This window comes from Dyadobacter sp. CY327 (genome assembly GCF_021390415.1).
In the GTDB taxonomy this organism is placed as follows: domain Bacteria; phylum Bacteroidota; class Bacteroidia; order Cytophagales; family Spirosomataceae; genus Dyadobacter; species Dyadobacter chenhuakuii.
Genome location: NZ_JAJUXJ010000008.1, coordinates 46,420 through 63,839 on the forward strand (window position 1 = coordinate 46,420; position 17,420 = coordinate 63,839).

At 46.1% G+C, this 17,420-nt stretch carries 19 protein-coding genes; 10 read left to right on the plus strand and 9 right to left on the minus strand.

Annotated elements, in window-relative coordinates; translation table 11 throughout:
- The first annotated feature begins 28 nt into the window (after positions 1 to 28).
- Positions 29 to 952, plus strand: coding sequence for an alpha/beta hydrolase (locus LZG74_RS23095; RefSeq protein WP_233798875.1), 924 nt, complete (start codon positions 29 to 31; stop codon positions 950 to 952).
- Between the two features lie 18 nt (positions 953 to 970).
- Here LZG74_RS23095 and LZG74_RS23100 read toward each other — a convergent pair whose 3' ends face one another.
- On the minus strand, positions 971 to 1,126 hold the full coding sequence (locus LZG74_RS23100; RefSeq protein WP_233798876.1) for a hypothetical protein: 156 nt from the start codon (positions 1,124 to 1,126) through the stop codon (positions 971 to 973).
- 142 nt (positions 1,127 to 1,268) lie between these two features.
- Here LZG74_RS23100 and LZG74_RS23105 point away from each other — a divergent pair, with 142 nt between their 5' ends.
- Together LZG74_RS23105 and LZG74_RS23110 are read left to right on the plus strand one after the other, a co-directional pair.
- Positions 1,269 to 1,478, plus strand: a complete 210-nt coding sequence (locus tag LZG74_RS23105) for a hypothetical protein (protein ID WP_233798877.1) — start codon at positions 1,269 to 1,271, stop codon at positions 1,476 to 1,478.
- A gap of 134 nt (positions 1,479 to 1,612) precedes the next feature.
- Positions 1,613 to 1,903 carry a hypothetical protein gene (locus tag LZG74_RS23110; protein ID WP_233798878.1) on the plus strand — a complete coding sequence of 97 codons (291 nt, stop codon included), beginning with the start codon at positions 1,613 to 1,615 and terminating at the stop codon, positions 1,901 to 1,903.
- 27 nt (positions 1,904 to 1,930) lie between these two features.
- On the opposite strand, the gene pdeM is transcribed toward LZG74_RS23110, so the two are convergent.
- The 6 genes from pdeM to LZG74_RS23140 all read right to left on the minus strand — a co-directional run bounded on the left by pdeM (position 1,931) and on the right by LZG74_RS23140 (position 8,513).
- Complete coding sequence (gene pdeM / locus LZG74_RS23115) at positions 1,931 to 2,572, minus strand: ligase-associated DNA damage response endonuclease PdeM (RefSeq protein WP_233798879.1); 642 nt, start codon at positions 2,570 to 2,572, stop codon at positions 1,931 to 1,933.
- A complete protein-coding gene (locus LZG74_RS23120) occupies positions 2,562 to 5,024 on the minus strand; it encodes a ligase-associated DNA damage response DEXH box helicase (protein ID WP_233798880.1) in 2,463 nt (820 codons plus the stop codon). Before LZG74_RS23120 ends, pdeM begins: the two co-directional genes overlap by 11 nt.
- Positions 5,025 to 5,086: 62 nt before the next feature.
- Entirely contained in the window at positions 5,087 to 5,437 is a 351-nt protein-coding gene (locus LZG74_RS23125; RefSeq protein WP_233798881.1) for a DUF5615 family PIN-like protein, read from the minus strand.
- Entirely contained in the window at positions 5,437 to 5,670 is a 234-nt protein-coding gene (locus LZG74_RS23130; protein WP_233798882.1) for a DUF433 domain-containing protein, read from the minus strand. Before LZG74_RS23130 ends, LZG74_RS23125 begins: the two co-directional genes overlap by 1 nt.
- A 90-nt stretch (positions 5,671 to 5,760) precedes the next feature.
- A complete protein-coding gene (locus LZG74_RS23135) occupies positions 5,761 to 7,359 on the minus strand; it encodes an ATP-dependent DNA ligase (RefSeq protein ID WP_233798883.1) in 1,599 nt (532 codons plus the stop codon).
- On the minus strand, positions 7,356 to 8,513 hold the full coding sequence (locus LZG74_RS23140; protein WP_233798884.1) for a ligase-associated DNA damage response exonuclease: 1,158 nt from the start codon (positions 8,511 to 8,513) through the stop codon (positions 7,356 to 7,358). The genes LZG74_RS23135 and LZG74_RS23140 overlap by 4 nt, the downstream gene beginning before the upstream one ends.
- A 132-nt stretch (positions 8,514 to 8,645) precedes the next feature.
- Here LZG74_RS23140 and LZG74_RS23145 point away from each other — a divergent pair, with 132 nt between their 5' ends.
- The 7 genes from LZG74_RS23145 (at position 8,646) to LZG74_RS23175 (ending at position 14,355) form a co-directional block, all read left to right on the plus strand.
- Positions 8,646 to 9,041 (plus strand): DUF5618 family protein, encoded by a 396-nt coding sequence (locus LZG74_RS23145; RefSeq protein ID WP_051350346.1) that lies wholly within the window; start codon positions 8,646 to 8,648, stop codon positions 9,039 to 9,041.
- Positions 9,042 to 9,090: 49 nt separating this feature from the next.
- Positions 9,091 to 10,257 carry an ABC transporter substrate-binding protein gene (locus LZG74_RS23150; protein ID WP_233798885.1) on the plus strand — a complete coding sequence of 389 codons (1,167 nt, stop codon included), beginning with the start codon at positions 9,091 to 9,093 and terminating at the stop codon, positions 10,255 to 10,257.
- Complete coding sequence (locus LZG74_RS23155; protein ID WP_255699610.1) at positions 10,257 to 11,339, plus strand: iron ABC transporter permease; 1,083 nt, start codon at positions 10,257 to 10,259, stop codon at positions 11,337 to 11,339. The genes LZG74_RS23150 and LZG74_RS23155 overlap by 1 nt, the downstream gene beginning before the upstream one ends.
- Complete coding sequence (locus LZG74_RS23160; RefSeq protein WP_233798886.1) at positions 11,336 to 12,358, plus strand: ABC transporter ATP-binding protein; 1,023 nt, start codon at positions 11,336 to 11,338, stop codon at positions 12,356 to 12,358. The genes LZG74_RS23155 and LZG74_RS23160 overlap by 4 nt, the downstream gene beginning before the upstream one ends.
- A gap of 82 nt (positions 12,359 to 12,440) precedes the next feature.
- Complete coding sequence (locus tag LZG74_RS23165) at positions 12,441 to 12,854, plus strand: nuclear transport factor 2 family protein (RefSeq protein WP_026632422.1); 414 nt, start codon at positions 12,441 to 12,443, stop codon at positions 12,852 to 12,854.
- A complete protein-coding gene (locus LZG74_RS23170) occupies positions 12,847 to 13,449 on the plus strand; it encodes a GNAT family N-acetyltransferase (protein WP_233798887.1) in 603 nt (200 codons plus the stop codon). The genes LZG74_RS23165 and LZG74_RS23170 overlap by 8 nt, the downstream gene beginning before the upstream one ends.
- Positions 13,450 to 14,355 carry a carbon-nitrogen hydrolase family protein gene (locus tag LZG74_RS23175; protein ID WP_310589377.1) on the plus strand — a complete coding sequence of 302 codons (906 nt, stop codon included), beginning with the start codon at positions 13,450 to 13,452 and terminating at the stop codon, positions 14,353 to 14,355.
- 37 nt (positions 14,356 to 14,392) lie between these two features.
- Here the strand turns inward: LZG74_RS23175 and LZG74_RS23180 are convergent, their stop codons facing one another.
- Positions 14,393 to 16,120 (minus strand): PQQ-dependent sugar dehydrogenase, encoded by a 1,728-nt coding sequence (locus LZG74_RS23180; protein WP_310589378.1) that lies wholly within the window; start codon positions 16,118 to 16,120, stop codon positions 14,393 to 14,395.
- Positions 16,121 to 16,168: 48 nt separating this feature from the next.
- Positions 16,169 to 17,416: an amidohydrolase/deacetylase family metallohydrolase gene (locus tag LZG74_RS23185; RefSeq protein ID WP_233798888.1), complete on the minus strand. Its 1,248-nt coding sequence runs from the start codon at positions 17,414 to 17,416 to the stop codon at positions 16,169 to 16,171.
- Between the last annotated feature and the right edge of the window lie 4 nt (positions 17,417 to 17,420).

Below are 17,420 nucleotides of genomic sequence, written 5' to 3' on the forward strand. Positions count from 1 at the left end.
GTATGTGTTACCATATTCTGAAAGATTTATGAAAGCGCAGGCACGGATCACACTAATACTTTTAATGATTTTATTGGGCGCATTTATGCTCACATTATCAGGTTGTTCTTTTAAAAGGATAACGAAGTCGAAGAATATTGTATACCAAAAAGCAGATAAAACTTCCGCAGAACAGCAACTCAATGTGTTTGCGCCAAAGAAGCATTCCGAGGCCAGTGATGTCCTGATTTTTGTTCATGGCGGCAACTGGAATTCCGGCAAGAAGTCGCAATACAACATTATTGGAGGACATTGGGCCAAAAAAGGGGTGGTAACCGTGCTTGTGGACTACCCACTGAGCCCCTCTGCGGGCTATGATGACATGGCCATTTCCGTTGCCAAATCTGTTGATTGGGTGAAGAAAAATATCAGTCAGTATGGTGGAAATCCTGACAGAATCTTCCTGTCCGGACATTCCGCAGGCGGCCATCTTGCGACATTGGTTGCCACGGATGAACATTATTTCAAAAACATCGGCCTGGAAAATCCACTTGCAGGGGTGATCCTCATCGACGCCGCCGGGCTGGATATGTACGGATATTTGCAAGAAGAAAAATTCGAAAAAGGCAACACCTATCTCAACACATTTTCCAACAACCCCGACACCTGGAAAAAAGCCACACCACTGTATCACCTGCACAGCAACATGCCTCCCATGCTTATATACCGGGGCGGAAAAACCTATCCTTCCATCCTGGCAAGCAACGAAAAATTCATCAAAGCCCTAAAAACCTACGCACCAGAAACACCCTACCACATTCAAAAAGGCAAAAAACACATTCCCATGATCACTCAATTTTTCAATCCCTGGAATGGTAGATATGGGGAGATTTTGGAGTTTATGAAAACCGCGGATAATCAGAGAGAATTGCCGGAGGATAAGCGAGAGGCAGAAGCTTTTCTTCGGGATTGACAATCATGAATCCAAACATTACTCGCAATTAATAGATCTGCGCTCCACAATGCGCTTAATAGTCTCCATTGCCTGCTCATTAGCAACATGCCTGTTCTCTCGGACCGCTTTTATAAGCTTTTTAGCTTCTTTGCCAATAACGGCTTTGGAAACTGTATTTGATATAAATCTCATAGTGTTAGATGCATCTTGACCCATACGAATATATAAATACGACTCAACTATAATCTCACAAAAAAAATAAACGGCAGGAATGAAAAATTTAAAGGCAATACCAACATTATGGATTTCTCCGTAAAACAACTATCTTTGAAAAATGAAAACATTCAGCTCCGTAGAAGAAGCTTTTGAGTGGTGGGTAAAGAATTTATATCCTACATTGACGCCGGAGATGAAAAGAGGGAAAGCGGTGCAGGCAATGCAGGATTACATATACGGAAAAGGAATATCCGAAAAACGAATGAAACAAATTTTGCTCGAATATGGTCATTTTGAGATCGAAACATTGGTCAAATACAAGCCTTAACAAGGCTTTTTATTTACCTGAATTTTATGGAGTTCTCCGCAAATCAGGTCTGCAAAAAAACCCGGAGCATTGCCACAGAACAATGGCATCCGGGTTCGGTTCAATCAAGTTCACAATCAAACTTCATCAAAAATATGTACACACTACAAAATTCAACAAACAAAGAAATGAACGGCGGGAATGAAAAAATTATCGGTAACGAAGCCGCGTTAAGGCAGCAATTTGAGATCGTAAAAGAGTTTTTTCAAACAGATAAAGGAAGCGAAATGATTGGGTCGCTGCACGCAATGATAGAAACCTTTTTATTTACAGAAAACCTGAGCCAGGTAACACCAGAAATGCGGGAACATATCGTGAACCAGCTCCGTGTGGCAACTTTGATTGCGAAACTCGGGGATGGTTATAAGAACACATTATATGTCTGAAACATAGCCAAATCAAGGAAAACCGCATTAACAAACCGAAAAAACCTTGGTCTCCGTCGTAATATAAATCTTCCTGTCCTTGGCCAGGTCCATTTGAAAACCGCCTGTGAAAACGCCGAAGCTTGGGACGATGGCTTGATGGTTATCGATTACGAAACACGGCAGACGCACGCTTTGGCGGCCTTTTCCGTAGGTTGTGAAAACGGGGTGAACGTGGCCTGCAAAGATGAATTTTCCTGAAACTGCATCGACTTTTGGGTGGTGGGTGAAAATGAAATTGCCTTCTTCATAATCGTTTAAATGCACTTCCAGGTTGCATTCCAGGAACATACTTACCGGCAAAATGTCGTGATTGCCGATAACGATCAGCATTTCAATGTAATGATGTGCCGTGCGCCAGTTCTTAAAAAGCTCCCATTCAGCGTTGTATTGTGCATGAAACAGGTCTCCTAGGAAAATGATGCGGGTGGCACCAGTGTTTTGAACCAGCTCGTTTAATCTTTCGAAATTGTTTTCAATGGCATTAGGCGGCACCGCAATTCCCTCTTTTCTGAAATGGGTGATCTTGCCTAAATGAAGGTCTCCGATTAGTAATGTCTGCGTTTCCTGCCAAAAAATAGCTCTTTGTGTGAGTAAAATAAAATGGTTTTCTTTGATTTCAATCTGCATTACTATACTGTTTGATCATTTTCTGGATCCGGTCATCCAGCTTTTCTGATGTAAGTTGCTCGCGTAGCCGGTCTACCATAATAGGGAACGAAAAAGGCGTTGGTTTGCGGGTTTGTTTTACAATTATTTTCTGAGTTGCGATCCGGTCAAGCGCCTCCCGCATCCGCACTTCCTGCAATTGGTAAGTCAAAACTTCCTGGTAAGCCTGCTTGATCAGCAAATTGTTGTCTTCATATTTGGTCATTACCGTAAACAGCAGCGAGCTGGAAGCCTGTAACTGCCGTGTTTTGACATTTTTGCCCGGATAACCCTGAAACATTAATCCCGAAATTGCGGCAATTTCCCTGAATTTCCGTTTGGCCATTTCGGTTGCATTCACACTTTGATAAATGTCATCGACCAAATGCTTCGTTGAAAAAAGATCAACTTCCTTCATTACCTGCTCAAAATCAACATATTGATCGCTCAATAATTCAAAACCATAATCATTCATAGCCACTGAGAATGTAATGGGTTTAAGTTGACTCAGGCGATAGGCCAGTATAATGGACATCCCTTCATGCACCAAACGGCCTTCAAATGGGAATATGAAAATATGATGACCTTCCCGGGTTTCACATTGCTCTATAAGCAGTTCGTCGGTCTTTGGAATCATAGACCGGCTTGCCTGCAATTCCAATAATGGCTGCATTTTGGCAAGTTCGAGCTCTTTATGCGGATTTTCAAGGGCATCGGCCAATCGCTCGCGGATGAATGTGGACAACTGAGACGACAGCGGCATTCTTCCGCCAGCCCAGCGCACCAGAAAGCCTTTTTTACCCTCTGCTTTTTTGACACTAACCGTCATCTCATGGATCCGCAAGAACTCAACGGTCATGCCCGCGAAAGTAAAAACGTCCCCCGGTTTCATCCAGGTAACAAACGATTCCTCAACCGTTCCCAGATATTTCCCGCTTTGCAGCTTCACCTTAATGCCTGTTTCCGAGACAATCGTTCCCATACTCAGCCTGTGACGCAATGCGACGCGTCGGCTCGTCACCTTATACAGGCCATCGACACGCTCTACTTTCTTGTACTCATCATATACATGAAGCGAAGAGCTTCCGGTGGTAATGTATCCCAAAAGCCACTCCCACTCCTGCCGGTTCAGATATTGATAACCATAAGCGTCACAAACTTCATCAAACAATTGAGCCTCATCAAAACCTTCGCCCACTGCCAAAGTCATCATCCACTGCGCCAACACATCGAATGCATGAGCCACGGGCGGACGGTCTTCCAGCATATTTTTGGCGACGCCTTCCCGAAGCGAAACAGCCTCAATCAGCTCCAAAGCATTGGTAGGACAGAAATAAATTTTACTATCCACACCCGGTCTGTGACCACTCCTGCCCGCACGTTGAATAAACCGCGCAATGCTCTTCGGACTACCAACCTGAATGACCGTATCAACGGGCCGAAAATCGACCCCTAGATCGAGGCTGGCCGTGCATATCACCAGTTTGAGCCGCTCGTCGTGCAGTGCTTCCTCCACCCAGTCCCTTATTTCCCGGTCCAGCGATGCATGGTGTAACGCCATAATGCCCGCAAATTCAGGATATTTATCAATAATGGTGCGATACCAGATTTCGGTTCCGGAACGCGTGTTGGTAAAAAGCAGCGTCGTATTACTCTCATTGACGATTTTTACCACCTGGTCAACCAGGCTCGTCCCCATATATCCCGACCACGGCAACGTCTGCACGCGTTCAGGAATAATGCTTTCGACCAGGATTTTTTTATCTGTATTTGCCTTGATCACCGTGGACTTGGCAACCGGGAACTTCATGCCGAGCAGCACATGTTTCGCCTCGTCGAGGTTGCCGATGGTTGCCGAAATGCCCCAGGTTTGGAGATCCGGCCTGATGCTTCTGAGCCTTGCCAGCGCCAGTTCCGTTTGTGTTCCGCGCTTGCTGCCCATAAGCTCGTGCCATTCATCGACGACGATGGTGTGCAGGTTTTTAAATATTTCTGTGCTGTTTTTTTGTGCAAAAAGAATATGCAGGCTTTCCGGCGTAATGATCAGCGCATCGGGCATTTGCTTTTTCTGATCGCTTTTTTCTTTGGAATTAGTATCGCCGGTGCGAATGCCTACGCGCCAGGTCAGGTTCATTTCCAGCGCAGCGCTTTCCATATTCCGGAATAAGTCCTTGGACAAAGCGCGCAAAGGCGTGATCCACAGAACTTGCAAACCTCGTTTTGGTTTGAGTTCCTTATTCGCCTTTTCATTAATATGCCGGATTAATATCGGAAGCCAGAGCGAATAAGTCTTTCCACTCCCCGTCGGCGCATTCACCAGGCCGCTTTTACCATTCAGATAAGCCTCCGCCGCCTCCTTCTGAAACGCCGCCCACTTCCACTTCTTGGCCTTAAACCAATGTTCAACGATTGTATGTCCGGGGGATTTGGTCAAAGGGATAAACGATTACATTTTAATAATGTAACATAAATATTGTACCCACGGATTTTGCAGAATTAAATTCCAATAATATCAATTCCGGTTGGTGTAGCAATGATCATCCTTGCGTTGGGAAGATGCGTGACAATTGTGTTCCAATTTTGGTGAAAAAACAGATGCAAATCCCGGATCAGCAGGTTACCAAGCTTTAAATAAATTACTCTGACTGGCTCATTATCCAATAGACATCGATAGTAGAAGTCTGTGTCCTTCGTAACGATCACCAGATCGTGTTCTCTTGCGTATTCCCAAATGTCTTTATCAGGCCACTTACCATTGATATCAATGACAAACTCAAACGCATTCGAATTGAAGAAACTAAAAAACTTCGGAAGATTTACGTCGATAAGAAAGCGATTGGGCGCCATTAAGCTGCAATTAAGGAATGGTGCTCGCTGTCCATTGTTCTAGCGGCAAATTGGATACAAGCTTTGATATCCGCTTCTTCCAAAAATGAATATGCTTCTAAAATACCATCATAGCTTTCTCCGGCTGCCAAATATTCAAGAATCGTTTTAACCGTTATCCGATAACCTCTTATCGTTGGTTTGCCATTACAAACTGCCTCATCTATCGTAATTCTATCAAGATAGTTTTCCATTGTATCCCTTTTCATTTAATTACAAAAATAGCAAATGTTTCGGGATCGTTTGAACTGTGTGAACGCAGGTCGATACATTAAACGAATCCCTCACTTATACATCTCCAAAATCCCCTTCAACGCTTCCAGCGTATCTGCTTCCTCTGCTTTCTTATCCTTCCGCCAGCGCAGAATCCTGGGAAACCTTACTGCGATTCCGGATTTATGCCTGGATGATTCGTTGATGCCTTCGAAGCCTATTTCGAAAACCAATTCGGGCTTTACGGTCCTTACCGGACCAAATTTTTCCAGGACGTTTCGTTTGATGAAATAATCGACCTGGCCGATTTCTACGTCTGTTAATCCAGAGTAGGCTTTTGCGAATGGAACCAGCTTCCCGTCTTCGCCCCAGACGGCGAATGTATAGTCGGTGAATAATTCAGCGCGCCTGCCGGAGCCTTTCTGGGCGTAAATGAGCACGGCGTCAACACTTAACGGATCAATTTTCCATTTCCACCAATCGCCTTTTTTACGGCCAACCTGGTAAGTGCTTTCTTTCCTTTTGATCATAAAACCTTCCGCAATATGCTGCCGGGAAAGTGTGTGCAACTCCCGCAAAACTGCCCATTCTTTAAAATCAATGAGCGGCGAAAGATTAAACACAAATTGATCAGGCGCTTTCTGATGAATGAGTTCCAGCTCGGTCCGGCGTTGTTGCTGGGTAAGGTTCCTGATATCCACGCCATTGACTTCCAAAATATCATAAGCCAAAAATGCGACTGGTGCTTCTTCCAGCACTTTTTTGGATAGGTTTTTCCTGCCGATACGCGTTTGCAGCACATTAAACGGCATGGGTTTATCATCCATATAACTTACGATCTCTCCGTCGAGGACCGTTCCGTTTGGCAAAACTTCACTTAAAAAATGCAGTTCAGGGAATTTTTCGGTCGATAACTCTTCACCGCGAGTCCAGATAAAAAGCTCATTGTTGCGATAAATAATTTGTGAGCGAATGCCGTCCCACTTCCATTCGGCAAACCAATCTTCGGGGTTTCCCAAACCAGAAACGTCGCCTTCGATAGGATAAGCCAGGAAAAACGGATATGGGCGCGATGCGTTGTCATTTTCCCCTTTATCCAATATCAACTGCTCAAAGGTTGTCCCCGACGGCTCCCACTGACCCATGACCCGGTGTGCGATCACATTAGAATCGGTTTCGGTGGCTTCCGCCAATGCACGCACCACCAATGTCTGCGAAACCCCGATCCGGAAACTGCCCATCAATAATTTATTAAAAACAAAAGTCTCGTGCTGAGACAGTTGCATCCAGGCTTGCAGGATATGGTCACGTTTTTCTTCGTCCGTCATACCTGGCAAAAGTCCCAGATAATAGAACCATTCGGTAAGCGATTTGTCCGATCCGTCGACCTTACTTTTAGGCAAAAGCAATGAAATGGTTTCACCCAAATCGCCTACACTATGGTAACTTTCCTGGAAAAGCCACATCGGAATACCCGCTTCTTGTGCGGCCCATTCTTTTACCATCGTCCTGTTCACCTTAAACGAAGGCCGGCGACCGGTAAAAAGCGTTAATGCCCAGAGTTTGTCCTCGTCGGATGCAGTCAGAAAATATTGCTTCATCAACTCCACCTTTGCATTGGTTTTGTTGGTGCGGTCCAGGTTCATGAAAAGTTCTGCGAATTGTTTCATAGTGTGATGCCTCCTTCCCCTTCCGCTAAATTCCCTAAAGGGGACTTTTTTGTTGACGCCTTTGTATCAGTGATGAATTCGCCATCTAGTAATTCTTTGTGCTTTTCATAGGCGTCGGTTCCGGCGCTGATGTCTTGTACAACTTCTTCTTCCTCGTTTTCGTCTTCGTTGCCGTACATGGTATGGACTTCACCTGCTTCTATGCCATTTTCATTCAAATATCTCGCGTAAATGCTTGTATATCCGTGCGTTACGTATACTTTTTCGGCTCCCGATTCTTTTACAGCAGTGTTCAGGTCCGGCCAGTCCACGTGATCGCTCAATACAAAGCCCTGGTCCACGGCGCGGCGATTTTTGGCGCCGCGAAGGGCCATCCATCCTGAGCAATAGCCCAGCGAATAAGGGGCGAACTTTTTGATCCACGTGCTGCTGTCGACCGAGGGCGGGGCTAACACCAATGATCCCCGAAATAGCTTCCGGTCGGTTTCTTTGGTGACCAATGTCAATTCGGGCAAATCAAAACCGGCCTGCCTTAACCTCTCGTTTAATGTATAAATAGCGCCGTGTGCGTAGATTATTTTGTCCTGTAATTCAATATTTTTCAATATCCGCTGCATTTTTCCCAATGAATAGCCCATCAGCACACTGGCTTTATCTTCACTTTTATTCTGCCGCCACCAGTTGTCAATTTCGCTCATCACCTCATGCTGAGGCTGCCATTTGTAAATAGGCAAACCGAAGGTTGATTCGGTAATAAAAACATTGCACTTGACTGGCTCATAAGGCGTTGCAAAGTTGTCATTTTCAAGCTTGTAGTCTCCGCTCGCAACCCAGACCTCCCCCTTATATTCCACCCGGACCTGCGCAGAACCAATGATATGACCCGCAGGATGCAATGAGAATGTGACACCATTGATCACAAATTTCTCGTAGTACTCAACAGTTTGTAAAGAGATATCCTGCCCTAATCGCAGCCGTAAAATGGGTTCGCTATCCTTGTGGGCCAGATAATGTTTGCTCCCCCAGCGCGCGTGGTCGCTGTGCGCATGCGTGATGATCGCCCGGTCAACGGGGATCCATGGATCAATGTGCGCATCTGCAACGGCGCAGTATATACTTTTCCCTGTAAACTGTAAAAGAGATTGTGCTGGCATGGCTTGAAAAATATTAAAAGTGTGCCAATTGCGGACCCAGGCCTCTGACGCCTTTGAAAAATAAGTGCTATTTTTGAGTGACCAATTTCTTTGGCCTGCGTCTAAACAAATATCCTTATCAAATACACAACTATGTCTAAGAAAAGTATGGAAAACCCTTTATCTCCAAGTGCGGAAGCAGCAAGATATCTTGAAAATGCCAGACAAATACTGACTGAAAAAGCAGGCAAAAAGGATGGATTGTATTCGGACATTAAATATGTAAGAATGGCCGCGGGCACTGCTTATTCAGCGGCGCTGCTAATTCTTGATGAATATCTGAAACAAAAAGAAGGTATTCATTTTGTAAAGCCGCAAAGCATTGAGGATTACAAGGGGAGATTAAGAAAATATGACAAAAAATTGCTGAAACATACGATCAATGCTTACAGCGAATTACATCTTATCGGTTACTATCAAGGAACAGAATCAGCTGAGGTCATCCAGAACGGTTTGGCAAATGTGAAGCAAATGCTATCTTATATCTGATTCTTTCTTTCTACATTTTTATTCTGCTCAACGCTCCTTATATCGTCTAATGATCAAAAACCTCTGCCTTTCGTGTTTTCTTTATCTAACAATCCTTAGCTGTAATCCCGAAAATTCATCGAAAAGGGAGGAGAACATAACTTCGAAATCGGTTAATTACAATGCCCAAACCAAAATCAACCACGCGCAAGGATTTACCATTTCGTATCACAATAATTACAAAATCGTAAGCATCCTGAGCCCTTTTGAAACGGCAACGGATACTTCAAAATACATTTTACTCGAAAAAGGAACACCACGACCGAAAGGTTTCGAGAATGCGCAGGTAATTAGCATTCCGGTTACAAGCATTGTGGCTACTTCCTCCATGCATGCTGCATTACTGGAATTTCTGGATTCGGAGAACATTATCACTGGCCTTAGCAACCCGCAATACATTTATTCGCCTAAAATTCAATCGCGCATTGAAGCTGGCAAAGTGGCTAACATTGGACGGGATCAGGGATTGAATAATGAAAAACTCGTGGAAATGCACCCGGATGTGCTGATGGCCATGGGCGGGCCGGGCGCGAAAGTGGACCAATACAGCATTTTAACGCAGGCAGGAATTCCCATTTTGATTAATTCGGAATGGATCGAAAAAACGCCGCTGGCCCGTGCCGAGTGGGTTAAGCTTATTGCCGCATTATTAAATAAGGAAGAGCTGGTCAATGAAAAGTTTGGCAAGATCGAAAATGAATATCTTCGGTTGGCTCAGCTTGCTAAGGAGGTGAAAATCAAGCCATCCGTTATTTCGGGCTTGAATACCAAAGATGCCTGGTTTTTACCGAATGGGGACAGCTATATGTCGCAGTTTTTCAGGGATGCGGGAGGGGATTATCATTGGAGCAATATGAAGGCGACAGGCAGTTTGCCTTTGAACTTCGAATCTGTATATCCAATTGCTCTACAAGCCGACGCATGGCTGAATGTTGGGTTCGATAAAAGTGATACGAAAGCCAACATTCTGGCGCAGGATTCACGTTACAGCGATTTTAAGGCTTATAAATCGGGGCAAATGTTCAGTTACAATGGACGTGTTAATGAGCAGGGCGCGAATGATTTTTTTGAATCCGGAACTGTAAACCCACACATTGTCCTGTCTGATCTGATCAAAATATTGCATCCCGAACTCCTGCCAAATCACAATTTGGTCTACTATAAGCAGCTCAAATAATGGTCGGATCCCTCAACAAAGCACCATTGCTTAAAACGCCCCTGAATGCGCACCGGCTCACTTTTTCGGGACTGGCAACGCTGGCAATTGTGTTTTTTGTGCTGGATGTAATGCTGGGCTCCGTGCAAATTCCGCTTAAAGAAGTTTTTAGAATCATTTTTTTACAAGACTCCGAAAATACTGCCTGGCTTTTTATCATTGAAAAAATCCGCATCCCAAAAGCGATAACCGCAATGCTGGTCGGTTGCGGACTATCCGTCAGTGGATTACAAATGCAAACCTTATTCCGAAATCCTTTGGCGGGGCCGTCGGAGCTGGGTATCACAGCAGGCGCCGGACTGGGCGTGGCGGCGGTGATGCTTGCAGGTGGAAGCAGCGCGAGCATGTATGCGATCAGCAAACTTGGCGTTTCGGGCAGTTGGCTCATCATTGTGATGGCTTCGCTGGGATCTGCACTGGTGCTTTCGCTGATATTACTGATTGCAGGAAGGATCCGGGACAATGTAATATTGCTGATCGTCGGGGTGATGATAGGAACGATAACGCTTTCCATTGTCAGCATTTGGCAATATTTCAGTCAGCCCGAACAATTGCAGGAATACATTATGTGGACATTCGGGTCGCTGGGAGGCGTTACGCAGTATCACCTTTACGCGCTTTCGGGTGTGGTTGCATTTGGGCTGTTACTCGCTTTTATATCTTCCAAATCGCTTAATGCATTATTGTTGGGGGAAAATTACGCCAAAAGCATGGGCCTTACCATTGGAAAAACACGACTGATCATCATGCTCAGCACCAGCTTGTTAACCGGCAGCATTACCGCATTTTGCGGTCCGATCGGATTTGTCGGCATCGCTGTTCCGCATATAACGCGCTCGCTGTTTGGCACGTCCGACCACCGGGTGCTCATTCCCGGCTGCTGCCTCACCGGCATGGTACTGCTGCTTTTATGTGACATCATTGCCCAGTTGCCGGGCATGCAAACCGTCATTCCGGTGAATGTTGTCACCTCGCTACTTGGCGCACCGGTGGTTATCTGGATCATTATCAGCCGCAATAACCTCCGTTCTTCTTTCTCATGAGTGATGTAAAACCATTTCTGGAAACGAAGGATTTGTCTATTGGATATAAGACCAAGCGTACCGAACGCATTATTTCAAAACACCTGAACCTAACCCTCCTACCGGGGCAGCTTGTGTGCCTGCTTGGCTCCAATGGCTCAGGAAAATCGACATTAATGCGGACAATTGCAGGCCTCCAACCCGCTTTGGAAGGCACTGTTTACATTGGACAGCAGCTTCTTTCCGAGTTAAAATCGGCTCAGCTCGCACAAACATTGAGCCTCGTTTTGACCGAGCGCATCGAGGCTGGAAATCTTACCGCGCTGGAAGTGATTAAATTAGGACGCACGCCCTACACCGGCTGGCTTGGCGCATTAAGCGAAATCGACCATAAAAAGATCGAAGAAGCTATTTTACTGGCCAATGTTGAAAATTTGGTAAACAGGAAAATCCATCAGCTGAGCGATGGCGAACGGCAAAAGGTCATGCTGGCACGCGCGCTTGCACAAGACACAGAACTCATTCTGCTCGACGAGCCTACCGCGCATCTGGATCTGCCCAACCGCGTGGAAATGATGCGCTTGCTGCATAATTTGGCCAGACAAACCGGAAAAGCCATCTTACTAAGCACACACGAACTAGACCTTGCATTACAAACTGCTGATATTCTCTGGCTTATGCAGCAAAGCGGCGAGCTGGTAGCCGGTGTCCCCGAAGATCTTGTTTTGAACGGGGCATTTGAAGCAGCGTTTGAAAAGAATGGATTCTTTTTTGATAAATCTAGCGGCACATTTAACATTTACCAGGACGTTTGCACACATTCAATAAGCATTGCGGGTGATCCTGTCTTGGCTTTCTGGACCAGACGGGCCTTGCAACGAGAAGGTTTTGGTTTGACTGACGACATGAATGCAACATTCAAAGTCCGTTGCGATCGGGATGCAGCTGGTACAACCTGGCAAATGGAATGGCAACAAAAAAATGCAAAATACTTCACTATTGCTGAATTGGTTGCGGCAATCAAACTGGCCGCGAATTAACGGCTTCCTCACTTTTATATATGTTCCGGTGAACTAGTTACTGCTCTATTTTCTTATTATTAAATAACATTAATGAACTGACATGGCTTCTCTGGACATCGTACAAGCATATTATTCAAGCTTTAATCATAAAAACTGGGACGGCATGCTCGCCTTGCTGCACCCGGAGGTAAGGCACGAGCCCAACCAGGGCGAGGTGCGCATCGGCATCGAAAAATTCACTGAGTTTCTTGGTCAAATGGACGAATCCTATGAAGAAACCCTGACCGACATGGTCTTTTTCACAACCGCAGACGACTCCCGGGTGGCGGTTGAATTCACAGTGAGAGGAATTTACAAAAAAGGCGAAGAGGGCTTCCCTGAGGCTTACGGACAGGCTTACAAACTTCCGGCAGCCGCTTTTTTGGAATTAAAAAATGAAAAAATCTGCCGCGTAACCACTTATTACAATCTGCCGCATTGGATAGAGCTGGTTTCAAACCCGAAAAATGACTGAGCAACTGACTTTTGCATCTTATAAGGGCGTTGAAATAGCATCCGCGGTGGAAGCATTGGGCGCATTGCGCATCGCAGTTTTCCATGATTATCCCTATTTGTATGAGGGGGCGCTGGATTACGAAAAAGACTATCTGCAAATTTACGTTCAGTCCGAACGCGCCTTTTTGTTCGCTGTCTTTGATAAAGGAAAAATGGTGGGCGCAACAACGTGCATTCCGTTAACCGACGAAGCTGCGGAAGTCCGGAAACCGTTCGAAGATGGGGGATTCGATATTAGCACTATTTTTTACTTTGGCGAAAGCATATTACTTCCCGAATATCGCGGCTTAGGGCTTGGACATCGTTTTTTTGATGAACGCGAGGCGCATGCCAGAAGCTTCGGACATTACAATTTATGCTGTTTTTGCTCCGTCGATCGGGGCGAGAACCACCCCGCCAAACCCGCCGATTATCGTCCCAATGACGCATTCTGGATCAAACGCGGATATGTAAAGGAACCTGCGTTGCAAAGTACCATGGAATGGCCCGATATTGGCGAAACGGCTTCCTCCCCAAAACAAATGATTTTCTGGATCAAACCACTCGATCACTAAATGCCTATGTCTGTAATCGTTGCCTCAGCTCAATATCCGATCTCCCAACATGTCGACCTTGCGGGCTGGCAAAGACACATTCAAAACTGGGTAGCCGATGCAGCTGCGAGCGGAGCCGGATTATTACTGTTTCCTGAGTACGGCGCCATGGAATTGGTTAGCATATTATCCCTTGACATTCAGCAAGATATCTTCCTGCAAGTCGCGGCGATGGATGGCTTTGTGGAATCGTTCTGCAAGATCTTTGCAGACCTGGCGCGCCGATATAATGTGGTGATTGTTGCGCCGAGCTTGCCTGTTATTGATTATGGAAAGCACCATAACCGTGTTTTTGTTTTTTCAAACAAAGGCCTTGTCGGTTACCAGGATAAGTTTTTCATGACCCGGTTTGAAAATGAAGAATGGGGCATTCAAAGCGCTCCCAAAGTGCTGACGGTGTTTGAAGCGGCTTGGGGCAAATTCGGCATTCAGATCTGTTATGACATTGAATTTGGGTTAGGATCCCAATTATTGTGCAGCGCGGGGGCATCATTGATCCTCGTTCCAAGCTGCACGGAAACCATCCGTGGCGCTACACGAGTACATGTAGGCGCGCGGGCTCGCGCCCTGGAAAATCAGGCTTATACAGTTGTTTCTCAGACCGTCGGCAACGCAACCTGGTCACCGGCAGTGGACATTAACTATGGCTATTCTGCCTATTATTCCACGCCTGACAAGGGTTTACCCGAGGAAGGCATTATCGCTGCCGAAATCCCACAAAAAGAAGGCTGGCTCGTACAGGAGCTGGATTTTTCTAAAATTGATGAAGTGAGGCGGGATGGGCATGTGCTGAATTTCAATGATCAGCAAACACTGAACATTGGCTTTAATAACCAGGAAATCCGTGTAATCCATAAGCCTGTGTAACAATAATGGCTTTCGCTTTTCAATATAATTATTAAGGCTATTTTTTCAAAACCCGGTTCACGTCGTCCACCGAAATGCGGTCGGGCATGTTGCCGAATTGCTGCCTTACGTAGGTGAGCAGCTGGGCCATTTCTGCCGGCGGGATAAAATCGTGTTTGGGCATCAGATCATTGTAGGGCTTACCCAGCACCTCTATCGGCCCTTCCAAACCATTTGCTACGGCCTGGATCAGCTTTCTTTTATCCTCAGTAACCCATTCGGAATTTACCAAAGGCGGAAAACGGCTGCCGTCGCCAAGGCCGTTGGACTGGTGGCATGGCGTACAATAAGTGCTGTAAATTTTTTCGCCGGCGAGCTTTGTATCCTTATCCAGGTTGTCCTTTACCGGATCCGGCGTTCGGATGTTTCCTGCCAACTTATGCTTCTCCATAGCAGCCAGTTGCGGCGCTCCGAATGACTGCTTGTTACCCTTGAACATAATCCGCCAGATCTTGCCTTTTTTCGAATCTGTAATGTAAAGGGAGCCGTCCGGCCCTTGTGCCAGGCCCATAGGCCGGGCTTTGGCATCGCTTACATTGATGATCGGATCCATGCCTGCAAAGCCATCTGCAAAAACTTCCCATTTTTCCGAAAATTTACCATTTACCCAAGGCACAAAACAAACGAAAAAGCCCGCCTGCGGATAAGGAGCACGGTTTGTGGAGCCGTGAAAGGCGATGAATGCGCCATTCCTGTAACGTTCCGGGAACTGATTTCCGGTGTAAAACAGAATGTCGTTGGGTGCCCAATGTCCGGGGAATCCAATGATCGGGCTTTGATATTTAGCTCCTTCACCCTCTTTTTTGCCATCACCGCCGTATTCCGGGTTCAGGATCTTCTTGCCTTTCATCTGGTCAAAATAATAGTATGGCCAGCCCAGGTTTGTTCCCTGGGTCACTTTTACGAATTCTTCGGCTGGTAAAACGGCGCTTTGCCATGAGGAATAAATGTCAGGAAACAAGCGGCGCAGATTGTCGCGTCCGTGAACAACGGCATATAAATTTTGATCCGCATTATTCCATCTCATGCCCACAATGCTCCTCAAACCCGTTGCATACAAGCTGCCGTCGGCCTGCGTCTGATTCAGCTTATCAGCACTGAACTTCCAGATTCCACCATGCTTTTCCAGGTCCGGGCAAGGATTAAGGCCAATAGTTCCAGGTTTACCGCCCGGTGAATTGGCAACATCCTGGCATGCATCCGAAGGCGCTCCGAAAGGCACGTACATGTTCCCTTTGTCATCAAAAGCCATGGGTTTGGTAATGTGCCAATGTGTGCCATGCTCATGGTCATCTTTTAAAATCACCTCTACGGTGCTGTCCGGCAGCAGCTGCCCCGGGATCAGTTTACTGCGGTATACAAACAGTGAAGAACTGTAATACAAATATCCGTTGCGGATCGTGATGCCGTTGGCGAGGCTGCTCTGATCGGGGTAATTGCCGAAATTTTTAATAATGTCGGCTTTCCCATCCCGGTTTGTGTCCCTGAGTGCCACAGTTCCGCCCCGCTGGCCCTTTCCGAAATAGCGCAGTTTTACATAAATATCGCCGTTATCATTTACCGTAATGTGCCGCGCCAGTCCGGTGCTGTCGGCGACTACGAGTGCTTCAAAACCTGCCGGCGTTGCCAGGCCGCCATTGTCCGGATCACCTTTTGGCAGTAAATCCGGCCTTTGCGCGCCGATGAGAAGCATTACTATCAGGCCGAAGCTGAAATATCGCTGCACAAGCCTCTTTTTTTGTTTATAAAAATCAGATCCCATTATTTCAATTATCTATTTTTTAGCGCCTAACCCATTCAAATCCCACACAATTTTCCCATCCCTGATCGTCATCTCGATTTCCAGTTTCTTGGATCCTGCTATACTTTTCCCACCGGAATCTGTAAAACCGAACTGACCGTCACGAACCCTGAAAATGGCGAGATCAGCCACATTGCCTGCTTTCATATTACCCAATTCTTCGTGCTTAATAGCCTGTGCAGCATTCCAGGTTGCGATTTGCACCACATCATGCAAGGATAAACCCAGGGCCATGAATTTTGACATAACATTCGCCATGTCTTTCATAGCCGAATTCATGCTGAACCGGTGCAGATCAGTGCCGAAAGAATTTGGTGCAAAACCTTGCTTAATCGCCGGTGCGGCCTGATCAAACCAGAAACCCGCGCCGCCGTGACCCAGATCAAATAGTACTCCGCGCTTTTTTGCTTCCAGCACAAATGGCCGCACCTTTCCATCTTCGCCAATGATCGGCATCCGCTCCTTAATGTTTTCAAAAGTATGCGTAATCATATCCCCCGCACTGAGCCTGGCAAGCTGATCCTGTAATGAATATTGAGGTAAATGACATTCCACAAAGAGCGGCTTCTCGACCTGTCGGGCGAGTTTTATCGCATTATCATAAGGTGTCCAGTCGGCTCCGTTATAATGCCCGATCTTCACGCCCACAATCAGGTCAGCATGTTGGTTGATGACCATTAAAGCAGAGTCCGGGACCATATCGGCGATGTTCTGCTCATGTTCAGCGCCGGTCATTCCGTCCCCGGCAATGTTGATAAAAGCCAGAATCCGCGTTTTGGACTGATCGATAACCTGTTTCTTAAACAAAGGAAAACTCCGCCAACCCGAAGTTCCTGCATCTACAACCGTCGTTACACCGGACCGGAATGTGAAATCATCAGGAGAAACGCTGTTTACGCCATTAGCAAAAAGACCTGCATGCGGACCCACAAAAACGTGCGTATGCATATCAATAAAACCGGGCGTTACAAATAAGCCTTTTGCATCAATCGTTCTCTCAGCAGGCTCGTTAATTTTATCTGACACTTTTACGATAACACCCTTACTGACAGCCACATCCATCACTTTATCAATGTTATTTGCAGGATCAATAACATGGCCGCCTTTGACGATCAGATCATAGGTCTGGCCAAAGCCATTGCTGTAAAAAACAAGCAAAAACAGCACCCAAAAGTTGCTTTTGATAACATTTGTGGCCCTATCGGATCTTATTAAGTGCATCACC

Bases quoted from the DNA above. Each gene is read 5' to 3' on its own strand.
- LZG74_RS23170 (WP_233798887.1), top strand. From the start codon at position 12,847: ATGACTGAGCAACTGACTTTTGCATCTTATAAGGGCGTTGAAATAGCA.
- LZG74_RS23135 (WP_233798883.1), bottom strand. From the start codon at position 7,359: ATGAAACAATTCGCAGAACTTTTCATGAACCTGGACCGCACCAACAAA.
- LZG74_RS23155 (WP_255699610.1), top strand. From the start codon at position 10,257: ATGGTCGGATCCCTCAACAAAGCACCATTGCTTAAAACGCCCCTGAAT.
- pdeM (WP_233798879.1), bottom strand. From the start codon at position 2,572: ATGCAGATTGAAATCAAAGAAAACCATTTTATTTTACTCACACAAAGA.
- LZG74_RS23145 (WP_051350346.1), top strand. From the start codon at position 8,646: ATGTCTAAGAAAAGTATGGAAAACCCTTTATCTCCAAGTGCGGAAGCA.
- LZG74_RS23150 (WP_233798885.1), top strand. From the start codon at position 9,091: ATGATCAAAAACCTCTGCCTTTCGTGTTTTCTTTATCTAACAATCCTT.
- LZG74_RS23125 (WP_233798881.1), bottom strand. From the start codon at position 5,437: ATGGCGCCCAATCGCTTTCTTATCGACGTAAATCTTCCGAAGTTTTTT.
- LZG74_RS23140 (WP_233798884.1), bottom strand. From the start codon at position 8,513: ATGCCAGCACAATCTCTTTTACAGTTTACAGGGAAAAGTATATACTGC.
- LZG74_RS23105 (WP_233798877.1), top strand. From the start codon at position 1,269: ATGAAAACATTCAGCTCCGTAGAAGAAGCTTTTGAGTGGTGGGTAAAG.
- LZG74_RS23165 (WP_026632422.1), top strand. From the start codon at position 12,441: ATGGCTTCTCTGGACATCGTACAAGCATATTATTCAAGCTTTAATCAT.
- LZG74_RS23160 (WP_233798886.1), top strand. From the start codon at position 11,336: ATGAGTGATGTAAAACCATTTCTGGAAACGAAGGATTTGTCTATTGGA.
- LZG74_RS23095 (WP_233798875.1), top strand. From the start codon at position 29: ATGAAAGCGCAGGCACGGATCACACTAATACTTTTAATGATTTTATTG.
- LZG74_RS23185 (WP_233798888.1), bottom strand. From the start codon at position 17,416: ATGCACTTAATAAGATCCGATAGGGCCACAAATGTTATCAAAAGCAAC.
- LZG74_RS23175 (WP_310589377.1), top strand. From the start codon at position 13,450: ATGCCTATGTCTGTAATCGTTGCCTCAGCTCAATATCCGATCTCCCAA.
- LZG74_RS23130 (WP_233798882.1), bottom strand. From the start codon at position 5,670: ATGGAAAACTATCTTGATAGAATTACGATAGATGAGGCAGTTTGTAAT.
- LZG74_RS23110 (WP_233798878.1), top strand. From the start codon at position 1,613: ATGTACACACTACAAAATTCAACAAACAAAGAAATGAACGGCGGGAAT.
- LZG74_RS23100 (WP_233798876.1), bottom strand. From the start codon at position 1,126: ATGAGATTTATATCAAATACAGTTTCCAAAGCCGTTATTGGCAAAGAA.